This window comes from Lelliottia sp. SL45 (assembly GCF_026672535.1).
Classification (GTDB): Bacteria; Pseudomonadota; Gammaproteobacteria; order Enterobacterales; family Enterobacteriaceae; genus Enterobacter; species Enterobacter nimipressuralis.
In genome coordinates, this window is record NZ_JAPPRH010000002.1 from 170,450 (window position 1) to 190,399 (window position 19,950).

The window sequence follows — 19,950 nt, forward strand, 5'->3', positions numbered from 1 at the left end:
ACCTCAGATATTCAGCGCAGCGGTGGCCAGGCAATAGCGCGCGACGCTTAAATCAGAGGGGCTTGCGCCCCTCCTTTGTTTAGCCATTACGTGAGATTAACTGCGGATTACCACCAGATTTCCATCTGGGCACCGAAGCTCCACTCGTCGTTATCGCCGCGGCCAAGGCCAGCAGTCTGCATACCGAAGTTGGAGTTGTAGTTACCGCTGGTAGTGATCGGGCTACCCGACGTGTCGTAACCCCATTTCTCATCCCACTTCGCATAGGTTGCGAAGACGCGGATTGCCGGACGGGACCAGATGCTGTCGCCAGCCTGCCATTGTTGCGCCAGGGTGACTTTGTACTGGTTGTTTTTGTCGCCGGTGTTCTGGGATTTGACGTTGTCGTAGCCCACTTCCAGCAAGGTACTCATAATTGGCGTCCATTTGTACATTGGGCGCACACCCACGGTGTACCATTTGGTGCCGTTGCCGTTATCCCAGTCGATGTCCTGGTACATACCGACGTACATCAGGTCCCAGCTGTCGCCCAGGGAGATTGCACCGTGGTCGAGAACGCGCAGCAGGTGGCCGTTGTTGTTGATGCCGTAGGCATACAGTTTGCCATCGGAATCGTCATTACCCAGACCGATGCCAGCACCCTGGTTCAGGCCTTTACCCTGAGAGGTCATGGAGTCTGTTGCGTACTGAACGACGAACTTGTTAAAGCCTTTCAGCATGCTTTGGGTATGTTCTGCGGTGAACATCCAGCCATCTTTGGAGGCGTTCGGCTGCAGATAGTAATCGTCATTTACGTTGGTGTGACCGTAGTCAACGCCCAGTTCCAGGGTACCGCCTGGGTTGATTTCCATCTGCGCTAAACGCACGTCGAAGACGTCGTTAGCGGTATCAGTGGTGTAATCACGAATGTTGTTGCTGGCGAAGGTAGAGGAGCCGCCCGCTTCAGTCGAACGGGTCACTGCCATGGAGAGTTTACCAAAGCCGAGATCCACGTTTTCCAGACCTGCACCCGGGCCGGAGATATCCCAGTAGTAGAAGTCGATCATGTGAACGTCATGACGCTGATAGAAGCGCTTACCCGCCCACATGGTGGAACCTGGCAGCCATTCAATCAGGTTTTTACCCTGCACGTTGGCTTCACGGAACGCGGGATCAGTAGCTTCCCAGTCGTTCTGCTGTGCAACGGAGTACGCGACGTTGGTGTCGAAGTAGAAGCTCTTATCGCCTTCTTTCCACACTTCCTGGCCCAGTTTCAGCTCAGCGTAAGTTTCACATTCGTTACCAAGACGATATTTACTTTGTGCACCCGTTGCCTGGAAGCACTGTTGCGCGCCGCCGCTACCGGTCCAGCCGATACCCGAACGGGCGTAACCTTTAAAATCGACGGCGCCCGCGTGAGCAGACAAAATGCCTGCAGTCACGGCGATTGCCAGTGGAAGTTTGCGCAGAGTAATCATTATTCTATCTCCTGAGATCATTGCTTTTCTTATTACACTTCACTCTTCGGGCTGCCTCTTCGTTGGCTGCAGCGTGAAGGATGACGTGTAGTTTTGTTGGAATGCTTAAACGCCTGGCTCTTTATGCAGCCGACGACATGCAGTGCCATCCTCTCGGAACAGATGGCAACGCTCTGGCGGCAAACCGATAGCGAATGTGGCACCCTCTTCTACCAACACCACGTCGTTCTGGCGGTAAACCAGGTTTTGACGGATGGCGGGGATCTGGATATGAATCTGTGTTTCGTGACCAAGTTGTTCGACGACCTGAACGTCTCCTTCCAGCGTCACATCGGCGATCTGACTTGGCAGTAAATGTTCAGGACGAATACCCAGGGACATGTTTGCCCCGACCTGTACGTTAGCGCTGTCCACTGGCAGCCAAATCTGCTGACGGTTCGGCAGTTCCACCTGTACCTGTTCGATCGCCGTTGCGGTCACTTTGACCGGCAGGAAGTTCATCTTCGGCGAGCCAATGAAGCCCGCAACGAAGCGATCTGCCGGGTAGTGATACAGCTCCAGCGGTTTCCCTACTTGCGCGACGCGACCGGCGTCCAGCACCACGATTTTGTCGGCGAGCGTCATCGCTTCAACCTGATCGTGGGTGACGTACACCATCGTGCGGCCAAGGCGTTTGTGCAGGCGGGAAATTTCAATACGCATCTGAACGCGCAGGGCGGCGTCCAGGTTAGAAAGGGGTTCATCAAGCAGGAACACGCGCGGTTCCGCCACCAGCGTACGGCCAATCGCCACGCGCTGACGTTGTCCGCCGGAGAGCGCTTTCGGTTTACGCTCCAGCAGGTGTGCCAGCTGCAGCACTTCCGCCACCTGGGTGACGCGCTGATTGATGACATCTTTTTTCGCCCCGGCCAGCTTCAGACCAAAGGACATGTTTTCAGCAACGGAGAGATGGGGGTAAAGCGCATAAGACTGGAAAACCATGCCGACACCGCGTTCGGCGGGTGGGATATCGTTCATGCGGGTTTCACCGATAAACAGATCGCCACTGGTGATCGTTTCAAGTCCAGCAATCATACGCAGCAGTGTTGACTTACCGCAGCCTGATGGGCCAACAAACACCACGAATTCACCTTCGTGGATGTCGAGATTGATGTCTTTTGACACCACTACGTCGCCCCAGGCTTTCGTTACATTCCGCAGCTGTACGCTCGCCATGCCCTTCTCCCTTCGTTACAACCTGTCACCGACAGAAACATTCAACATAAGTTCACTATGGGGTATCCATAAGTTCTGCAAATCCTCCACCCCCTGCCTTTTTCATGGGGGAGGAGGCGGGAGGATGAGAGAACCGGTTCTGCCACCGCGCCGGGCGTGGTCTGGGTAAATTCGTGATGCAGGCGGCAAAATTCAGTGGGTTTTTATGTGCGCCATGACTCATAACTTAAATTTATGCAACGCAGATCACACAAAGCGGGGGTGGGGCGTAGACCTAAGGAGGATGGAAAGAGGATGTCATATAAGGAAACTGGCTCACGTTGAACCACCTCAGTGTATCCACGAGCACATCACCAAAAAGGATGGCAGATATGAAGATCAAGACTGGCGCACGCGTTTTCGCATTGTCCGCCCTGGCAGCAATGATGATTTCCGCACCGGCTCTCGCCAAAATTGAAGAAGGTAAGCTGGTTATCTGGATTAACGGCGACAAAGGCTATAACGGCCTGGCCGAAGTGGGTAAGAAATTCGAAAAAGACACCGGCATCAAAGTCACCGTTGAACACCCTGACAAACTGGAAGAGAAATTCCCGCAGGTCGCGGCAACGGGCGATGGCCCGGACATCATCTTCTGGGCGCATGACCGTTTCGGTGGCTACGCACAGTCTGGCCTGCTGGCTGAAGTCTCTCCTGATAAAGCGTTCCAGGACAAACTGTTCCCGTTCACCTGGGACGCCGTGCGTTACAACGGCAAGCTGATCGCCTATCCGGTGGCGGTTGAAGCCCTCTCTCTGATTTACAACAAAGACCTCGTACCGAATCCGCCGAAATCCTGGGAAGAGATCCCGGCTCTGGATAAAGAGCTGAAGGCGAAGGGTAAGAGCGCGCTGATGTTCAACCTGCAAGAACCGTACTTCACCTGGCCGCTGATCGCAGCCGACGGCGGGTATGCCTTCAAGTTTGAAAACGGCAAATACGACGTGAAAGACGTGGGTGTGGACAGCGCTGGCGCGAAAGCCGGTCTGACTTTCCTGGTTGATCTGATCAAGAACAAACACATGAATGCGGATACCGATTACTCCATCGCGGAAGCTGCGTTCAACAAAGGCGAAACCGCGATGACCATCAACGGTCCGTGGGCCTGGTCTAACATCGACAAGAGCAAAATCAACTACGGCGTCACGCTGCTGCCAACCTTCAAAGGCAAACCGTCTAAACCGTTCGTTGGCGTGCTGAGCGCAGGCATCAACGCCGCCAGCCCGAACAAAGAGCTGGCGAAAGAGTTCCTCGAAAACTATCTGCTGACCGATCAGGGTCTGGACGAAGTGAACAAGGACAAACCGCTGGGTGCCGTCGCGCTGAAGTCCTTCCAGGATACCCTCGCGAAAGACCCACGCATTGCGGCCACGATGGATAACGCCCAGAAAGGTGAAATCATGCCGAACATCCCGCAAATGGCGGCGTTCTGGTATGCCACTCGTACGGCGGTGATCAACGCAGCAAGCGGTCGTCAGACTGTCGATGCCGCGCTGAAAGACGCGCAAGGTCGTATCACCAAGTAAGCACTATGGCGGGTGAGCGTAGCGATCCCGCCCTACTACTACGGCTCAAACCGTAGGTCAGGTCAGCGACGCGCCGCCTGACAATAAGTTTTCATCGCTGTAGAGGAAGATTCCCCATGGATATCATTAAAAAGAAACACTGGTGGCAAAGCGACACGCTGAAATGGTCAGTGATAGGTCTGCTGGGCTTACTGGTGGGTTACCTTGTTGTTTTAATGTATGTGCAGGGGGAGTACCTGTTCGCCATCATGACGCTGATTTTAAGCTCTGTTGGCCTGTATATTTTCGCCAATCGTAAAGCCTATGCCTGGCGTTATGTCTATCCGGGTGTGGCCGGGATGGGGCTGTTCGTCCTGTTCCCGCTGATCTGTACTATCGCTATTGCATTCACTAACTACAGCAGCACCAACCAGCTCGCGCAGGAACGCGCCCAGCAGGTGCTGATGGACCGTTCTTATCAGGCCGGAAAGACCTTTAACTTTGGTTTATACCCGGCGGGTGACGAATGGAAGCTGGCCCTGACCGACGAAGGGACCGGTAAAAACTATGTCTCCGACGCCTTTAAATTTGGCGGCGAACAGAAACTCACCCTGAAAGAAGCCGACGCCCTACCGGAAGGCGAGCGCGCGAATCTGCGTGTCATCACCCAGAACCGCCAGGCGCTGACCCAGCTGACGGCCATCCTGCCAGACGAAAGCAAAGTGATCATGAGCTCGCTGCGCCAGTTCTCCGGCACGCGGCCGCTCTATACCAAAGCCGATGACGGTACGCTGACCAACAACCAGAGCGGCGTGAAATACCGTCCGAACAACGAGATCGGTTTCTATCAGTCGGTGAATGCCGACGGCAACTGGGGCGACGAAAAACTCAGCCCGGGCTATACCGTTACCATCGGCTGGGACAACTTTACCCGCGTCTTCACCGACGAAGGCATCCAGAAGCCGTTCTTCGCCATCTTCGTCTGGACAGTCGTCTTCTCGGTCCTGACGGTGATCCTGACCGTGGCGGTCGGTATGGTGCTGGCGTGCGTGGTGCAGTGGGAATCCCTCAAGGGCAAAGCCATCTATCGCGTGCTGCTGATTCTGCCGTATGCGGTTCCGTCGTTTATCTCGATTCTGATTTTCAAAGGGCTGTTCAACCAGAGCTTCGGTGAAATCAACATGATGCTGGGCGCGCTCTTTGGCATCAAACCGGCCTGGTTCAGCGACCCGACCACCGCCCGCAGCATGATTATCATCGTCAACACCTGGCTCGGTTATCCGTACATGATGATCCTGTGCATGGGGCTGCTGAAAGCGATTCCGGACGATCTGTACGAAGCCTCGGCGATGGACGGCGCAGGCCCGTTCCAGAACTTCTTTAAGATTACGTTCCCGCTGCTGATCAAGCCGCTGACGCCGCTGATGATTGCCAGCTTCGCCTTTAACTTTAACAACTTCGTACTGATTCAACTTCTGACCAACGGCAGCCCGGACAGGCTCGGAACCACCACGCCAGCAGGCTACACGGACCTGTTAGTGAGCTACACCTACCGCATCGCCTTCGAAGGCGGCGGCGGTCAGGACTTCGGGCTGGCAGCCGCCATTGCCACCCTGATCTTCCTGCTGGTAGGCGCACTGGCGATTGTGAATCTGAAAGCCACACGCATGAAATTCGACTAAGGAGGGCACACATTATGGCTATGGTACAACCCAAATCTCAGAAACTGCGCCTCCTGGCGACGCACTTAGGGCTACTGATTTTTATCGCAGCAATCATGTTCCCGCTGCTGATGGTTATCGCCATCTCCCTGCGTGAAGGGAACTTCGCCACCGGCAGCCTGATCCCGGATCAGATCTCCTGGGAGCACTGGAAGCTGGCGCTGGGCTTCAGCGTCGAACACGCCGATGGCCGCGTGACGCCGCCGCCGTTCCCGGTGCTGCTGTGGCTGTGGAACTCCATCAAAGTGGCCGGTATTACCGCCATCGGGATTGTGGCGCTCTCCACCACCTGCGCTTACGCCTTTGCCCGTATGCGTTTCCCGGGCAAAGCGACGCTGCTGAAAAGCATGCTGATTTTCCAGATGTTCCCGGCAGTGCTGTCGCTGGTGGCATTGTACGCGTTGTTTGACCGTCTCGGTCAGTACGTGCCCTTCATCGGTCTGAACACCCACGGCGGCGTGATTTTCGCCTACATGGGCGGTATCGCGCTGCACGTCTGGACGATTAAGGGCTATTTCGAAACCATCGACGGATCGCTTGAAGAAGCGGCGGCGCTGGATGGGGCAACACCGTGGCAGGCTTTCCGCCTCGTGCTGCTGCCGCTGTCGGTGCCGATTCTGGCGGTGGTCTTTATTCTGTCGTTCATCGCGGCCATTACCGAAGTCCCGGTCGCGTCGCTGCTGCTGCGTGATGTGAATAGCTACACGCTGGCCGTAGGTATGCAGCAATACCTCAACCCGCAAAACTACCTGTGGGGCGACTTTGCCGCAGCCGCTGTGCTCTCCGCCATCCCGATTACCGTGGTGTTCCTGCTGGCTCAGCGCTGGCTGGTCAACGGCCTCACGGCGGGCGGTGTGAAAGGTTAAGCTTCATTGTGTTATGCCACTGCAACCCTCAACTTTAGACGTATTGTATTGACCCAATACTCAAAATATTTTGCGGTGCTGGAAGGCGGCAAGTGAGTGAATCCCAGGAGCTTACTAAAGTAAGTGACTGGGGTGAGCGAACGCAGCCAACGCATCAGCAGCGTAAAATATGAAGAGTAAACTTGTGACTGTTGTTTGGCGGCCTTCAGGCCGCCATTTTTTTATTCGCGTTTCAGCCGCTTAGAGTTACACAGCCAGAGGGTAATCACTAACAGCAGGATCGCCGCCGAGTAGATCAGCACATCAAGGGGGGATTTATGATCGACGATGATCAGCCGCACAATCGCGGTGATCCCGATATAGACAAAGTAACGCAGCGGGAAGTGAAAGCCAGACTGAAAGTATTTCACAATCAGGGCGATAAATTCGAAGTAGAGAAAGTAGACCACCAGTCCTTCAACCAGCTCATATTTGCTGGTTTGTTCAGGGGCGAACAGCACATCCGCCAGATGCACCGTCTCTTTGCCGAGAAAGACGACCAGTATCAGGCCAAGGCTCAACAGACCGAGGCTCAGCACGGTCTGGAGGACCATTGAGATAAACTCAACGCGCGGACGAGTCAGGGATGTCATACAGCACCTCATTCTCTGGAGCGAAGATCCTGTATAACTCAAAAATGTGACAGAGATCTATATTTTTTGTTTATGTTTGGAGCAAACCAGAGGAATCGCCCGGTGGCGCGACGCTTACCGGGCCGACAACATCGTTGGCCGGAAACGCGCAGCGCCATCAGGCAAAACAGCATTAACGGAAGTTAACGGAACGGTCGCTGGTCATGTCGTACAGCTGGAACTTACGTCCAAGCTGCTGTCCGCCGTCACGCGTCAGCGGCGTCCAGCCAATGGCTGCGCGGCTGCGGGTTGGGCCTGACGAGAAGAGATCCAGCGGGATGGAAACATATACCCCTTTGGTGAAGTCCCCTTCCCCGTACTCGTCCGGCGACACGTTGGTGATCGTCGCGTAACCGCCCACGACCACGCCGCTGTCGAAGCGCTTCGCAATCTCCAGCGTACCGCCCTTATCCCCCGCCAGATATTGTCCGACGCTGGCTTTCACCAGCACGTCCTGGGCAAACGACGGCGTCCAGTAGGCGGTCAAATGACCGGTTTTGACGCTGTAGTCGGTGAATTTCATCATGTCCTGCGCACTGCGCCAGTCACGCTGTTTCACGTAGTTGGCATCCAGGCCGAACGCCCAGTTGCTGTCTACCGGACGGTAGAGCACTTCTGCCCCCGCGCCGCCGTACATGGTTTCCAGATAACCGCCATACACCTGGCCGTAGAAGCCATTTCCAAGATACTGGAAATAGTTGGCCTGCAGGTTATTCACATACACATCGTTCTGCACATATTCACGCACGCGGGTACGCACGCGCGGCAGCTTCGAGTCGCTCGGCGGGTTGGTGTAGTTAAATTTGTCGTAGTTGTTGGCGATGTTGCCAAACACGCTGCCGGTGGTCAGCAGGTGATCCGTCATCCACAGATCCGCCGTGGCCATCACGCCCAGCTGATACATGTAGAAGTTTTCCGGGCCGCCGACGGACTGGTTGAGGATCGGGTCGATATGGAAATCGAAGCGCGATTTGTCGATATACCAGCCCTGCTCGGTGGTTTCTGGCACGACCGGTTCGATACGTTTTTGCACCAGCTCCGTTTCATGGCCCAGCGGTTCGCCTTCGAGATGACGCTTCAGGCTGGCGACATCCGTTTCCGTGGTCACCTGCGGCATGTTGAGTCGGTTTTCCGTCACGCGGATCGTGCGGATCCCATCCGGCAGATCGTTCATCACGATCCGGTTCGCCCGTTCGATCCCTTCGTGGGAGTCGCGATACTTCACCTGCTCGCCCGTGACATACAGCGTGTCACCTTTGGTCTGGATTTTCGGATCGGCCAGACCCGCGTTGTATTTCAGCAGGGTCAGCTGATTCGCCACCACCGAGTGCTGCATGATCGCATCCTGCGGCTGCGGTCGATAGGCCGGGCGGGAGTTGTCGTTGTAGGACGGACGCATATCGTTAAAGTTGGTTCGAAGCGTGACACCAAACATGAAGGTGTTGCCGCGCTCGTAGCTGAGGTTAACGTCGGCCCAATCGGTAACACGGTAAATGGCGCCGACGTTAAACTTGCTCTTCTGCTCGATCTTGCCTGCAAAATCTTCCGTGTAGTTGTTGCCTTCGTACTCCAGCTTCAGGCGCAGCGGCTGCCATGGCGTCTGATACTCCACGCCGCCAAACAGTGACGCCGGGCCGTGGAACATCTGATCGCCGTTGACCGAACCGGCTTTCTGATAGCTGTTGTCGCGATAGCAATATTTGTCGCTGTAGGAGCAGAACGGGTTTTTCACGTTGCCGCTGGTGCCAAGATATCCCCAGCCCATCCCGAGGGAGAAATCGAACGGTCCCCAGGCTTTGTTGGCGACGATGTACTCCGCATCAAACAGACCCGTACCGCCGATGTCGCGCGCGCCGACGGAGACCTGCGGCATCCAGTAGCTCTCTTCCCACAGGCGCAGTTTGACGTCGAAGGCTTTGTCTTTGTAAGTCTGGTTGCCCGAGAACGCCTCGACGCTGCTGTACTGTTTAGTACGCACATCGGTGTAGCGCAGGGTGGTTTCCAGCCACGGGAAGAGCTGTACCGATGCGGAATAGTAGCGGTACTGATCGTTATCGCGGTAGTTAAGGCTGATTTCGCCCTCGCGCGCCATGCGTGCCGTTGGCGTTTGCAGCAAGCCGACGCCGCCGAAATCTGACTGCGACGGCCCGACGGGCGCGGGAAAGGTTTCAGCGTGGCAGGCGGCGCTGACGCAAAGCGCCAGCATGCTGTAGAGATAAGTTCTTTTCATTAATCCGGTATCCGATGCGTCAGGGAGTGAAGGATGTCGGTGTTCAGCCCGTCATACGCCTTCGTCCAGAAGTGATCGGCAAAGCCGACAAAAATCACGCTGCCCGGCATCGGCTCGATATGGCGTTTGTTCCAGTACGCTACCGGGGCTTTTTGCGTGCGACCATCGGGATAAACCACCCACGCATAGCTGCGATCCGCGCCTTCCAGCAGGCTCTGGTCATCCAGGTAACTCGCGAGATCGCGCCCCGGCGTAAACGGCTTTTTCCCAGGAGCGTTGACCAGCCCCATCACCGTCACGGTGGTCGGCTGCGGTGTGATCCACAGGGTGTATTCTCCTTCCAGGGTCGGATTGCCTTTCTCCGCCACGCGCACTTCGTCGGGATCGAGATTAATCAGCTGGCGCCCCGTTACGCTTATCGCCTGCAGCTGCTGACGCACGGCGTTAATCGCGGCAGCCGTGTCGCCCGTTTCTTGCCCTGCCAGACCCGTCAGCCGGGCCAGCAGCGCCTTGTGTTGTTGATCGGCAACCGCGCTGGCCTGACGCTCGCTGATCACCGCCCCCGACCACCAGCTATTCGCCAGACGCGGCTGGCCGACGAGATCTATCAGATGCTCAGCGTTAGAAAGTGTTTTCGGCTCTTTACTGCCGGGGGTATAGACCTTGACGGTGCCCGCCGACCACGCCAGCGGTGCGGCCAGTGTCAGGAGCAGCGCAGCAGATGTGATGATTTTCATTGTTTCGCCGCCTTGATCAGGGTGGCTTTCACCGGGAAGAAGTTCGCGCCAAGGTATTGCAGTGACTGGCGAATCTGCCCTTCGTCATCCACCCAGAAGCGGTTGTGCCAGCGAGCCTGGTCGGTCGTGACCTCTTCATCAAGGATGCGCACCTGAGTTTGGTCGCTGCCCACGGTCACGGTATCAGTGCCATCCCAGCGGAACAGGGATCGCGCCGTGGCGTAGCGCACCTGTTTGTGCTCCGTCCAGCCCATGGTGCGCGTCCAGCTTGCGCCATCGACGATCTGATTCGGTTTGATAAGCGGGTCTTCTGCGAGGTTGTTCACCTCAAGCAGGTTATCGCCGCCGAGCAGGGTTTTCACCAGACGCCCATGTTGCGTCACGAGTGTGGCCTGGTCCTGCGTCACCCATTTCTGCTGCCCGTTTTCGGCGAAAGCGAGCACCACAAACAGCTGTGGCCCGTCGTTTAACTGCATGTACTGGCTGGCGTAAGGCATATTCTGGATATCGTCATCCGTCAGATGCACGCCTGGCGTGCCGAACAGGCTGTCCCACAGTGAGTTTCCCAGCCCTTTGGTGGTGGCTGAGCACGCCTGCAACAGCAGGCAAATCAGAATGATTGCAGGTCGCTTCACGACTCTTCTCCGAAGGGGTGAAATAACCACACCGAAGTGTGGTTATGGTAATACACCCGTTATTACTGAGTGCTTGTTGTCGTGGTGGTCGTGGTTCCGGTATTGGAGCCATCACCGCCACCGGTTGCCGCCAGAGCGACACCCACGGCCGAGCCTACGGTGCTGGTCGCGGTTGCGGTAGAACTCCCCGCAGACGCAGACGTTGCCGCCGAACCTGCTGCTTCCCCGACCTGAACCGGAGCCGCATAGGCTGACGTCGCCGCAAGCGCAGATATGGCAAAAATGCCATACAGTACTTTCTTCATAACAATTTCCCTTCAATGAATGAATGGAGATTTGCCCAAAAAGAAATTCAGGCGGATTCGAGTATACACAACTAAAGCAGAGGGATTGCCGAACGGGGAAATAGGGGGATGGTTTTAGGATAAATGGATGAAAGGAAATAGCATCGGCTATTTACTATTTATAAAACCATATTAAATCAACAATTTATAATATACACGAAAACACAAAGGCTCCGTATATTCCTAAAATAACGCCCAGTAATTAGCGGGGTAATCAGCCTTTTCGGATTAAACTCAGAATAGAAATTTGCGCCAGGTAACGGACAACCGGAATTATCCGATAAAAAAATGCCGGCATTCCGCCGGCATTGATATGGGAATATTAATTATCCGCGCCAGGATTTATAGCGATTAATCAGACCATTCGTTGAACTATCATGGCTGTTAATATCTTTGTCATCACCCAGCTCTGGCAGAATGCGGTTAGCCAGCTGTTTGCCCAGCTCAACGCCCCACTGATCGAAGGTGAAGATATTCAGGATCGCGCCCTGCGTGAAGATTTTGTGCTCATACAGCGCAATCAACGCACCCAGGCTGAACGGAGTGATTTCGCGCAGCAGGATGGAGTTGGTTGGGCGGTTGCCTTCGAAGACTTTGAACGGCACCACGTGGTCCAGCGTCGCCGGATCTTTACCCTGATCGCGGTATTCCTGCTCAACCACGTCGCGCGCTTTACCAAACGCCAGCGCTTCGGTTTGTGCGAAGAAGTTAGACAGCAGCTTCTGATGATGGTCGGACAGCGCGTTGTGGGTCACCGCTGGCGCGATGAAATCACATGGGACCATTTTGGTGCCCTGGTGAATCAGCTGGTAGAACGCATGCTGACCGTTAGTACCCGGCTCACCCCAGATGATTGGGCCAGTCTGGTAATCCACGGCGTTGCCGTTACGGTCAACGTATTTGCCGTTGGATTCCATGTTGCCCTGCTGGAAGTAGGCCGCGAAGCGGTGCATGTACTGGTCGTACGGCAGGATCGCTTCGGTTTCAGCACCGAAGAAGTTGTTGTACCAGATGCCGATCAGTGCCAGCAACACCGGCAGGTTTTTCTCAGCCGGGGTGGTGGAGAAGTGCTTGTCCATCGCGTGCGCGCCGGAGAGCAGCTCAACAAAGTTGTCGTAGCCCACGGACAGGATGATCGACAGACCAATCGCTGACCACAGGGAGTAACGGCCGCCGACCCAGTCCCAGAATTCAAACATGTTCGCAGTATCGATGCCGAACTCGCCCACGGCTTTGCCGTTGGTAGAGAGTGCCGCGAAGTGTTTCGCCACGTGTTTGTTATCGCCAGCCGTTGCCAGGAACCAGTCGCGCGCGCTGTGGGCGTTGGTCATGGTTTCTTGCGTGGTGAAGGTTTTAGACGCAACCAGGAACAGGGTGGTTTCTGGATTCACTTTTTTCAGCACTTCGGCGATGTGGGTACCATCGACGTTAGAGACGAAGTGCATGTTCAGATGGTTTTTGTACGGGCGCAGCGCTTCGGTCACCATGAAGGGGCCGAGGTCAGAGCCGCCGATACCGATGTTGACCACGTCGGTGATCGCTTTGCCGGTGTAGCCTTTCCAGCTGCCGGAGATAATGGCTTCAGAGAAGGTTTTCATCTTCTCAAGCACGGCGTTCACTTCCGGCATCACATCTTTGCCGTCAACGATAATCGGAGTATTGCTACGGTTGCGCAGGGCAACATGCAGAACAGCACGGTCTTCGGTGCGGTTAATCTTCTCGCCGGAGAACATGGACTTGATCGCCCCTGCCAGATCGGTCTCTTTCGCCAAATCCTGCAGTTTTGCCAGCGTCTCTTCGGTGATGCGGTTTTTGGAGAAGTCCACCAGCATCAGATCGTCGAAGGTTGCGGAGAATTTGCTGAAACGGTCGCCGTCTTTCGCGAACAGGTCCGCGATGGTGACGTCTTTCATTTCGTCGAAGTGTTTTTGTAGTGCCTGCCAGGCAGTTGTCTGCGTTGGATTGATATTTTTCATTAGCAATACTCTTGTGATTTGAGAATTGTGACTGCGGTCGATTGTAGCGCCTGCGCGCGGAAATTGTGATGGTTTTTATGCCATTGCCCTGGTCTGCATCAAACGGGCGTGAAAAGTCCCAAAAGTATAGTCGCTATAGCCAGCCCTATCGCGGTGGAATGTCCTCCGGATCGCCGTAAAACGAGGGATAAAATAATGGCTTGTTATTAGTCCTGTTACTGAGGGGTACCCCCCCATGAAAAATCCGCATAATCCCAGCGTTGACAGGACTCTCCCCACATTTTATTTATAGGGCGGTATTTGCGCCTGCACCTGTCATCGTTTCGTTCTTGTGCCATGGTCGCTTTATTCTTTCCCTGACACGAGGATGTTATGACGAGTTTTGTTGTCGCCAAATTTGGCGGTACCAGTGTGGCCGATTACGACGCCATGAACCGCAGCGCCGACGTGGTGCTGGCCGATCCGACGACCCGCCTGGTGGTGCTTTCTGCATCGGCTGGCGTGACGAATCTGCTGGTGGCCCTGTCAGAAGGACTGGAAGCGACCGAGCGCTTTGTGAAGCTCGATGCGCTGCGCAAAATTCAGTTCGATATTCTCGAACGTATGAAGAACCCTCAGGTGATTCGCGAGGAAGTCGAACGCCTGCTCGAAAATATCACCACTCTGGCGGAAGCCGCTTCCCTGGCAACATCGACCGCGCTGACCGACGAACTGGTGAGCCACGGCGAGCTGATGTCCACCCTGCTGTTCGTTGAAATCCTGCGTGAGCGCGACGTGCTGGCGCAGTGGTTTGACGTGCGCAAAGTGATGCGTACCAGTGACCGCTTTGGCCGTGCCGAACCGGACGTCGCGACCCTTTCCGAGCTGTCTAAACAGCAACTGGCGCCGCGACTGGCCGAAGGAATTGTCATTACCCAGGGCTTTATCGGAAGCGAAGCCAAAGGCCGCACCACCACTCTGGGCCGTGGCGGCAGCGACTACACGGCTGCGCTGCTCGGCGAAGCGCTGTACGCTTCCCGCGTGGATATCTGGACCGACGTCCCAGGCATCTATACCACCGACCCGCGCGTGGTGCCTGCCGCAAAACGTATTGATGTTATCGCCTTTGAAGAGGCTGCCGAAATGGCGACCTTCGGCGCGAAAGTGCTGCATCCGGCCACCCTGCTGCCTGCCGTACGCAGCGATATTCCGGTGTTTGTCGGGTCGAGCAAAGATCCTAAAGCAGGCGGGACGCTGGTGTGTAAAAGCACTGAGAATCCACCGCTGTTCCGCGCCCTGGCGCTGCGCCGCAAGCAAACGCTGGTAACGCTGCATAGTCTGAATATGCTGCATTCTCGCGGTTTCCTGGCGGAAGTGTTCGGGATTCTGGCGCGCCACAATATCTCGGTGGATCTGATCACCACTTCCGAAGTGAGCATTGCGCTGACGCTGGACACCACCGGCTCGACGTCGACGGGCGATACTCTGCTGACGCAATCGCTGCTGATGGAGCTTTCCGCCCTGTGCCGCGTTGAAGTTGAAGAGGATCTGGCGTTGGTCGCGATTATCGGCAACCAGCTGTCACGCGCCTGCGGCGTGGGCAAAGAGGTCTTTGGCGTGCTGGATCCGTTCAATATCCGCATGATTTGCTACGGCGCATCGAGCTATAACCTCTGCTTCCTGGTACCAGGTCATGAAGCCGAGCAGGTCGTGCAGAAACTTCATCATAATTTGTTTGAATAATATTCCTTAGCACGATAAACATTACCTATAGCCGGGCTCGAACCCGGCTTTTTTATAACTAAATAACACAACGTCATCGCAAGGAATTCACTATGTTATCCGCTATCACGCGGCTGTTCCCGTTATGGGCACTGCTGCTCTCTGTTATCGCCTATTACACGCCATCGACTTTTACCCCTGTCGGCCCGTGGGTCACCACGCTGCTGATGCTGATCATGCTCGGCATGGGTGTGCATCTGAAAATCGACGACTTTAAGCGCGTGCTGTCGCGCCCGGCACCGGTCGCGGCGGGGATTTTCCTGCATTATCTGGTGATGCCGCTGGCCGCCTGGCTGCTGGCGCTGGCTTTCAAGATGCCACCGGATTTGTCCGCCGGTATGGTGCTGGTGGGAAGCGTCGCCAGCGGTACGGCCTCGAATGTGATGATCTACCTGGCCAAAGGCGACGTGGCGCTGTCGGTGACCATCTCATCCGTCTCAACGCTGGTGGGCGTTATCGCCACACCGCTGCTGACGCGTTTGTATGTGGATGCGCATATTCAGGTGGATGTGATGGGGATGCTGCTCTCCATCCTGCAAATCGTGGTGATTCCGATTGCGCTCGGTCTTGTCATTCACCACCTGCTCCCACGCGTCGTCAAAGCCGTGGAACCTTACCTGCCTGCTTTTTCGATGGTCTGCATCCTGGCGATCATCAGCGCTGTGGTCGCCGGTTCTGCCTCGCATATTGCCTCGGTCGGTTTTGTGGTGATTATCGCGGTGATCCTGCATAACACCATTGGTCTGCTGGGCGGATACTGGGGAGGGAAACTGTTTGGCTTTGATGAATCGACCTGCCGCACGCTGGCGATTGAAGTGGGGATGCAGAACTCAGGCCTCGCGGCAGCGCTCGGTAAGATCTACTTCTCTCCGCTCGCGGCCCTGCCTGGCGCACTGTTCTCCGTATGGCATAACCTGTCCGGCTCGCTGCTGGCGGGCTACTGGTCAGGAAAACCGATTGCAGAGCCAGCGAAAAAAGAAGTGGTGAAAGAAAACTAATTCACTTCGCGCAAACCCCGGCTTGCTTTACACTGAAGCCTCTACTCTCAAGAGGCTTCAGGTATGTCCACACCGAGATTGACCCAGAAAGACATGACGGAAAGCGAGCAGCGCGAGCTGAAAACCCTGCTCGATCGCGCACGGATTGCACATGGTCGTACTCTGACAAACGCTGAAACCAATCAGGTGAAAAAAGAGTACATCGATAAACTGATGGCCCAGCGTGAAGTTGAAGCAAAAAAAGCCCGCAAACTTAAAAAAGCGCAGGCTTATAAACCGGATACGGAATCCACGTTCTCGTGGTCTGCGAACACCTCACCCCGTGGAAGGCGCTAATTTAGCGCCCTTTCTTTTTACGGCCCGGCTGCACGAAACGCTTCCCGGCAGGCTTGTTGCGCTCTTTTTCTGCGGATTTTGGCGCACTGACGACAGGCCGTTTAATCCCCTGCGTTTTCGGTTTTGCTTTGGCTTTCGGCTTCGCCTCGGAAGACGAACCTTCTATCAGCTTAAACAGCTCAATCAGCTCATCGCCTGTCAGATCGCGCCATTCGCCCTGCGGAATTCCGGAGAGGCTGACGTTCATGATGCGCGTTCGCTCCAGTTTCGTGACCTCAAAACCAAAGTGCTCACACATACGACGGATTTGACGGTTTAGCCCCTGCACCAGGGTAATGCGGAAGGTGAACGGTGCCTCTTTTTTGACTTTGCACTTCTTCGTGACGGTACCGAGAATCGGCACGCCCGCGCCCATACCGCGAATAAAATCATCCGTAACCGGCTTGTTGACCGTGACCAGATACTCTTTCTCATGGTCGTTACCGGCGCGCAGGATTTTGTTCACCAGATCGCCATGGTTGGTGAGAAAAATCAGCCCCTGCGAGTCTTTGTCCAGACGCCCAATCGGGAAGATGCGGCTGCTGTGGTTGACGAAATCAACGATGTTATCCCGCTCGCCGTCTTCCGTGGTGCTGACAATACCCACCGGTTTGTTCAACGCGATAAAGACCAGATCTTCTTCGTCTCTTGGTTCGATCAGCTGACCATTCACTTTTACCACGTCGCCAGGCACCACCTGATCGCCAATGGTGGCGCGTTTACCGTTCAGGAAAACGTTACCTTGCTCGATGTAACGATCAGCCTCGCGACGCGAGCAGATTCCGCTCTCGCTAATGTATTTGTTTAATCGGGTTGATTGGGTGGGCAGCATAATTTCTCCTTAATGGGCGAAATATACCTTAGGTTTGGGCTGGTAAAAAGATTAGCCGGTAAAAACTGACTTTCCCTTTTCCGCCTTGCGAGGCGGCTTCAGGATCTGCGTTTCGCCCATTTATCGGATGACGATTTTCTTCTAATTTCACGCCATGAGTTCATTCGGGATGTAGTTTAAAAAATACATGGAGTAGTATGAAGGAAATCGTTCAGACACCCTCTTTCCGCTGCTGGGAGCAAAACCTAAAAGATAAAAGGCTCAAGACGCTCATTGCCGCCCGCCTTTTTCGTTTAGCCAACGGTTTGCCAGGGGATGTGAAGCCTGTCGGGGAAGGGGTCAGCGAGTTGCGAATTCACTATGGTCCTGGTTACCGCATCTATTTCAAACACTATGACGAGATTTTGCTCGTATTGCTGAGCGGCGGAAACAAAAGCAGCCAGGACAGAGACATACAACTGGCTAAGACGTTTGCCAGATCGCTTGAACCCAATGAGTTTATAAGCCATGAATAAATTTACGCTGTACGATCCCGCCAGTGCGCTTGTCGATGATGATGAAATCGCTGTGTTTATGGCTGATGCATTTGAAACCGGAGACGCCGCTTATATAGCAAAAGCGTTGGGTGTCATTGCCCGGGCAAAGGGGATGAGCCAAATAGCCGCTCAGACGGGTTTATCTCGTGAACAACTCTATCGTTCATTCAGCGAGAAAGGCAACCCAACGCTCAAAACCACGTTAACGGTCATGCAAGCGCTGGGTCTCTCTTTAACGATTAAAAGTGCGCACGATTAATACTCATCCCTTTCATCATCTTCATCCGGCTGTTCCATCACGCTGTAGGCCACCGAGCAGAACAGGGAGTTGAGACGTTTCATGTCGCCAAGCAGCCCCAGGTGCAGGGAGCTGGTTTCGATACTTTGCACGTTTTGCTGATGCAGACGGTCAACGTGTGCGTGGGAGTATCGGCGGTTGAGGATGCGGAAGCGATGCTTGTTGCGGCGCAAACGGCGGGCGCTGGGCACGTCGCCGGAGAAGAAGACCGACATGGCTAGCTGCAGGTTACTGAGTAATTGATCGTGCAGCGCATCCAGTTCAGCAACCCCTTCCAGCGAAAACGCCCGACGGGCGGCCAGCGATTTGTCGGCGATCTCACTGCCCATACGCTCGACGATATCGGATGCCTGCTCAAGGTTGAGGGACATCTCGATGATCTCGGCCCAGCGGCGGGATTCTTCTTCCGCCAGCTCGTCTTGCGGCATACGCGCGAGATAGAGTTTGATCGCGGTGTAAAGCACGTTGATATCATCGGCCAGTTTGCGCAGCTCTTTCTCCTCGCGAGGCTCGCCGTGCATCACTTTCTTCAGTCCATCCAGCATGGTTTCCATCGCGTCGCCCATACGCAGGGTTTCGCGGGCGGCATTGGCCAGCGCCAGCGCCGGGGTATCCAGCGCCGAGGTGTCGAGGTGCTTCGGCTTCAGGCGGGCATCCAGCTCGGGCTCATCGCGGATCATGCGTTTGCAGAACCGCGCCATTGGCCCGGCGAACGGCACCATCGCCAGACAGCGCACCAGGTTGTAGAAGACGTGGAAGTAGATCACCAGCTCAGCTTTCGGCAGCGGCAGGTTATCCATCAGATTCGCCAGCGGATGAACAAACGGCAGGATTATCAGGCTGCCCACCAGCTTAAAGAGCAAACTCCCCAGCGCCACGCGACGGGCCGCAGCATTTGCGCCGCTATTGTTGAGCATCGCCAGCAGACCCGAGCCGAGGTTCGCGCCGATCACCAGGCACAGCGCCACCGGGAAGGAGATCGCCCCTGCGGTGGTCAGCGTGGCGGTCAACAGCACGGCCGCCAGACTGGAGTAACTGATGATGGCAAACACCGCGCCAATCAGCGCGTCGAGCATGATGTCGCCCGTCAGCGAGGCGAAAATCACCTGCACACCGTTAGCCTGGGTGATCGGCGTAACCGCCTGCACAATCAGCTCCAGCGCCAGTAGAATCAGCCCGAGACCAATCCCCACGCGCCCCAGCTGTCCTTCGCGGGTCTGTTTACGGCCAAGGAAGAAGATGACGCCGATGAAGATCAGCAGCGGTGACAGCCAGGAGAGATCGAAGGTCAGGATACGCGCCATCAGCGCGGTCCCGACGTCGGCACCCAGTACAATCACCAGCGCCGGCGTCAGCGCCACCAGATCTTGCGCCACAAACGATGTGACGAGCATGGTGGTGGCGTTACTGCTTTGCACGAGGGCGGTGACGCCGATCCCCGCGCAGAAGGCGAGCGGCTTCTTCTCAACGCTGCGGCTGAGGACGGTGCGTAAGCGCGCGCCAAAGACGCGCATCACGCCGGTACGAACAATGTGCGTGCCCCAGACCAGCAGGGCGACGGCCGATAGCAGGTGTAACAACGTCAGCACGGAAGTGGGTTCTCCTTATTGTTATCGATTCCTGAAGCCCATGCCTGAAACGCCGGATAGCGCGTAGCTTATCCAGCCTACGATGGGCCTGAGCTTGCTTAAGTATAAGGGTTTAAACGCAATAAAGAGACAGGGCGCCCGATGAGCGCCCTGTTAGTTGTAAGGAAA

General features: G+C 55.6%; 18 protein-coding genes. 8 read left to right on the plus strand and 10 right to left on the minus strand.

The genetic code is table 11. From position 1 onward, the window contains the following. Window positions 1–107: 107 nt before the first annotated feature. Entirely contained in the window at window positions 108–1,460 is a 1,353-nt protein-coding gene (locus OVA10_RS04720) for a maltoporin (protein WP_100780781.1), read from the minus strand. A gap of 102 nt (window positions 1,461–1,562) precedes the next feature. Continuing rightward, the gene (malK, locus tag OVA10_RS04725) at window positions 1,563–2,672 is read right to left on the minus strand and encodes a maltose/maltodextrin ABC transporter ATP-binding protein MalK (protein WP_123429858.1); all 1,110 of its coding nucleotides are present in this window, start codon (window positions 2,670–2,672) and stop codon (window positions 1,563–1,565) included. A gap of 371 nt (window positions 2,673–3,043) precedes the next feature. On the opposite strand from malK, the gene malE reads away from it, so the two are divergent. The 3 genes from malE to malG all read left to right on the plus strand — a co-directional run bounded on the left by malE (window position 3,044) and on the right by malG (window position 6,800). Further along, window positions 3,044–4,234 (plus strand): maltose/maltodextrin ABC transporter substrate-binding protein MalE, encoded by a 1,191-nt coding sequence (gene malE / locus OVA10_RS04730; protein WP_100778070.1) that lies wholly within the window; start codon window positions 3,044–3,046, stop codon window positions 4,232–4,234. 116 nt (window positions 4,235–4,350) lie between these two features. Further along, the gene (gene malF, locus OVA10_RS04735; RefSeq protein ID WP_248859481.1) at window positions 4,351–5,895 is read left to right on the plus strand and encodes a maltose ABC transporter permease MalF; all 1,545 of its coding nucleotides are present in this window, start codon (window positions 4,351–4,353) and stop codon (window positions 5,893–5,895) included. Window positions 5,896–5,909: 14 nt separating this feature from the next. Next, entirely contained in the window at window positions 5,910–6,800 is an 891-nt protein-coding gene (gene malG / locus OVA10_RS04740) for a maltose ABC transporter permease MalG (protein ID WP_100778072.1), read from the plus strand. A 221-nt stretch (window positions 6,801–7,021) separates the two neighbouring features. On the opposite strand, the gene psiE is transcribed toward malG, so the two are convergent. The 6 genes from psiE to pgi form a co-directional block, all read right to left on the minus strand. Further along, the gene (gene psiE / locus OVA10_RS04745) at window positions 7,022–7,432 is read right to left on the minus strand and encodes a phosphate-starvation-inducible protein PsiE (RefSeq protein WP_095280319.1); all 411 of its coding nucleotides are present in this window, start codon (window positions 7,430–7,432) and stop codon (window positions 7,022–7,024) included. Between the two features lie 172 nt (window positions 7,433–7,604). Beyond that, on the minus strand, window positions 7,605–9,701 hold the full coding sequence (locus OVA10_RS04750; protein ID WP_123429856.1) for a YjbH domain-containing protein: 2,097 nt from the start codon (window positions 9,699–9,701) through the stop codon (window positions 7,605–7,607). After that, entirely contained in the window at window positions 9,701–10,438 is a 738-nt protein-coding gene (locus tag OVA10_RS04755) for a capsule biosynthesis GfcC family protein (RefSeq protein ID WP_268195512.1), read from the minus strand. The genes OVA10_RS04750 and OVA10_RS04755 overlap by 1 nt, the downstream gene beginning before the upstream one ends. Beyond that, on the minus strand, window positions 10,435–11,073 hold the full coding sequence (locus tag OVA10_RS04760) for a YjbF family lipoprotein (RefSeq protein WP_102105626.1): 639 nt from the start codon (window positions 11,071–11,073) through the stop codon (window positions 10,435–10,437). Before OVA10_RS04760 ends, OVA10_RS04755 begins: the two co-directional genes overlap by 4 nt. Before the next feature lie 62 nt (window positions 11,074–11,135). After that, window positions 11,136–11,378 (minus strand): exopolysaccharide production protein YjbE, encoded by a 243-nt coding sequence (gene yjbE / locus OVA10_RS04765; protein WP_100778077.1) that lies wholly within the window; start codon window positions 11,376–11,378, stop codon window positions 11,136–11,138. A 365-nt stretch (window positions 11,379–11,743) separates the two neighbouring features. Beyond that, window positions 11,744–13,393 carry a glucose-6-phosphate isomerase gene (gene pgi / locus OVA10_RS04770; RefSeq protein WP_100778078.1) on the minus strand — a complete coding sequence of 550 codons (1,650 nt, stop codon included), beginning with the start codon at window positions 13,391–13,393 and terminating at the stop codon, window positions 11,744–11,746. A gap of 372 nt (window positions 13,394–13,765) precedes the next feature. Between pgi and lysC the strand changes: the two genes are divergently transcribed. From lysC to OVA10_RS04785, 3 genes are all read left to right on the plus strand, one after another. Continuing rightward, window positions 13,766–15,115, plus strand: coding sequence for a lysine-sensitive aspartokinase 3 (gene lysC, locus OVA10_RS04775; protein WP_100778079.1), 1,350 nt, complete (start codon window positions 13,766–13,768; stop codon window positions 15,113–15,115). A 92-nt stretch (window positions 15,116–15,207) separates the two neighbouring features. Further along, window positions 15,208–16,152, plus strand: a complete 945-nt coding sequence (panS, locus tag OVA10_RS04780; protein WP_268195515.1) for a ketopantoate/pantoate/pantothenate transporter PanS — start codon at window positions 15,208–15,210, stop codon at window positions 16,150–16,152. Window positions 16,153–16,215: 63 nt separating this feature from the next. After that, window positions 16,216–16,488, plus strand: coding sequence for a DUF3811 domain-containing protein (locus tag OVA10_RS04785; RefSeq protein ID WP_100778081.1), 273 nt, complete (start codon window positions 16,216–16,218; stop codon window positions 16,486–16,488). Window position 16,489: 1 nt separating this feature from the next. Here OVA10_RS04785 and rluF read toward each other — a convergent pair whose 3' ends face one another. Further along, on the minus strand, window positions 16,490–17,359 hold the full coding sequence (rluF, locus tag OVA10_RS04790) for a 23S rRNA pseudouridine(2604) synthase RluF (protein ID WP_100778082.1): 870 nt from the start codon (window positions 17,357–17,359) through the stop codon (window positions 16,490–16,492). A gap of 197 nt (window positions 17,360–17,556) precedes the next feature. On the opposite strand from rluF, the gene OVA10_RS04795 reads away from it, so the two are divergent. Next, entirely contained in the window at window positions 17,557–17,874 is a 318-nt protein-coding gene (locus OVA10_RS04795; protein WP_100778083.1) for a type II toxin-antitoxin system RelE/ParE family toxin, read from the plus strand. After that, window positions 17,867–18,154 (plus strand): addiction module antidote protein, encoded by a 288-nt coding sequence (locus OVA10_RS04800; RefSeq protein WP_100778084.1) that lies wholly within the window; start codon window positions 17,867–17,869, stop codon window positions 18,152–18,154. Before OVA10_RS04795 ends, OVA10_RS04800 begins: the two co-directional genes overlap by 8 nt. On the opposite strand, the gene OVA10_RS04805 is transcribed toward OVA10_RS04800, so the two are convergent. Next, complete coding sequence (locus OVA10_RS04805) at window positions 18,151–19,782, minus strand: Na/Pi cotransporter family protein (RefSeq protein WP_100778085.1); 1,632 nt, start codon at window positions 19,780–19,782, stop codon at window positions 18,151–18,153. The genes OVA10_RS04800 and OVA10_RS04805 overlap by 4 nt on opposite strands. Window positions 19,783–19,950: the final 168 nt, after the last annotated feature.

Bases quoted from the DNA above. Each gene is read 5' to 3' on its own strand.
- malK (WP_123429858.1), bottom strand. From the start codon at position 2,672: ATGGCGAGCGTACAGCTGCGGAATGTAACGAAAGCCTGGGGCGACGTA.
- malE (WP_100778070.1), top strand. From the start codon at position 3,044: ATGAAGATCAAGACTGGCGCACGCGTTTTCGCATTGTCCGCCCTGGCA.
- malF (WP_248859481.1), top strand. From the start codon at position 4,351: ATGGATATCATTAAAAAGAAACACTGGTGGCAAAGCGACACGCTGAAA.
- malG (WP_100778072.1), top strand. From the start codon at position 5,910: ATGGCTATGGTACAACCCAAATCTCAGAAACTGCGCCTCCTGGCGACG.
- psiE (WP_095280319.1), bottom strand. From the start codon at position 7,432: ATGACATCCCTGACTCGTCCGCGCGTTGAGTTTATCTCAATGGTCCTC.
- OVA10_RS04750 (WP_123429856.1), bottom strand. From the start codon at position 9,701: ATGAAAAGAACTTATCTCTACAGCATGCTGGCGCTTTGCGTCAGCGCC.
- OVA10_RS04755 (WP_268195512.1), bottom strand. From the start codon at position 10,438: ATGAAAATCATCACATCTGCTGCGCTGCTCCTGACACTGGCCGCACCG.
- yjbE (WP_100778077.1), bottom strand. From the start codon at position 11,378: ATGAAGAAAGTACTGTATGGCATTTTTGCCATATCTGCGCTTGCGGCG.
- pgi (WP_100778078.1), bottom strand. From the start codon at position 13,393: ATGAAAAATATCAATCCAACGCAGACAACTGCCTGGCAGGCACTACAA.
- lysC (WP_100778079.1), top strand. From the start codon at position 13,766: ATGACGAGTTTTGTTGTCGCCAAATTTGGCGGTACCAGTGTGGCCGAT.
- panS (WP_268195515.1), top strand. From the start codon at position 15,208: ATGTTATCCGCTATCACGCGGCTGTTCCCGTTATGGGCACTGCTGCTC.
- OVA10_RS04785 (WP_100778081.1), top strand. From the start codon at position 16,216: ATGTCCACACCGAGATTGACCCAGAAAGACATGACGGAAAGCGAGCAG.
- rluF (WP_100778082.1), bottom strand. From the start codon at position 17,359: ATGCTGCCCACCCAATCAACCCGATTAAACAAATACATTAGCGAGAGC.
- OVA10_RS04795 (WP_100778083.1), top strand. From the start codon at position 17,557: ATGAAGGAAATCGTTCAGACACCCTCTTTCCGCTGCTGGGAGCAAAAC.
- OVA10_RS04800 (WP_100778084.1), top strand. From the start codon at position 17,867: ATGAATAAATTTACGCTGTACGATCCCGCCAGTGCGCTTGTCGATGAT.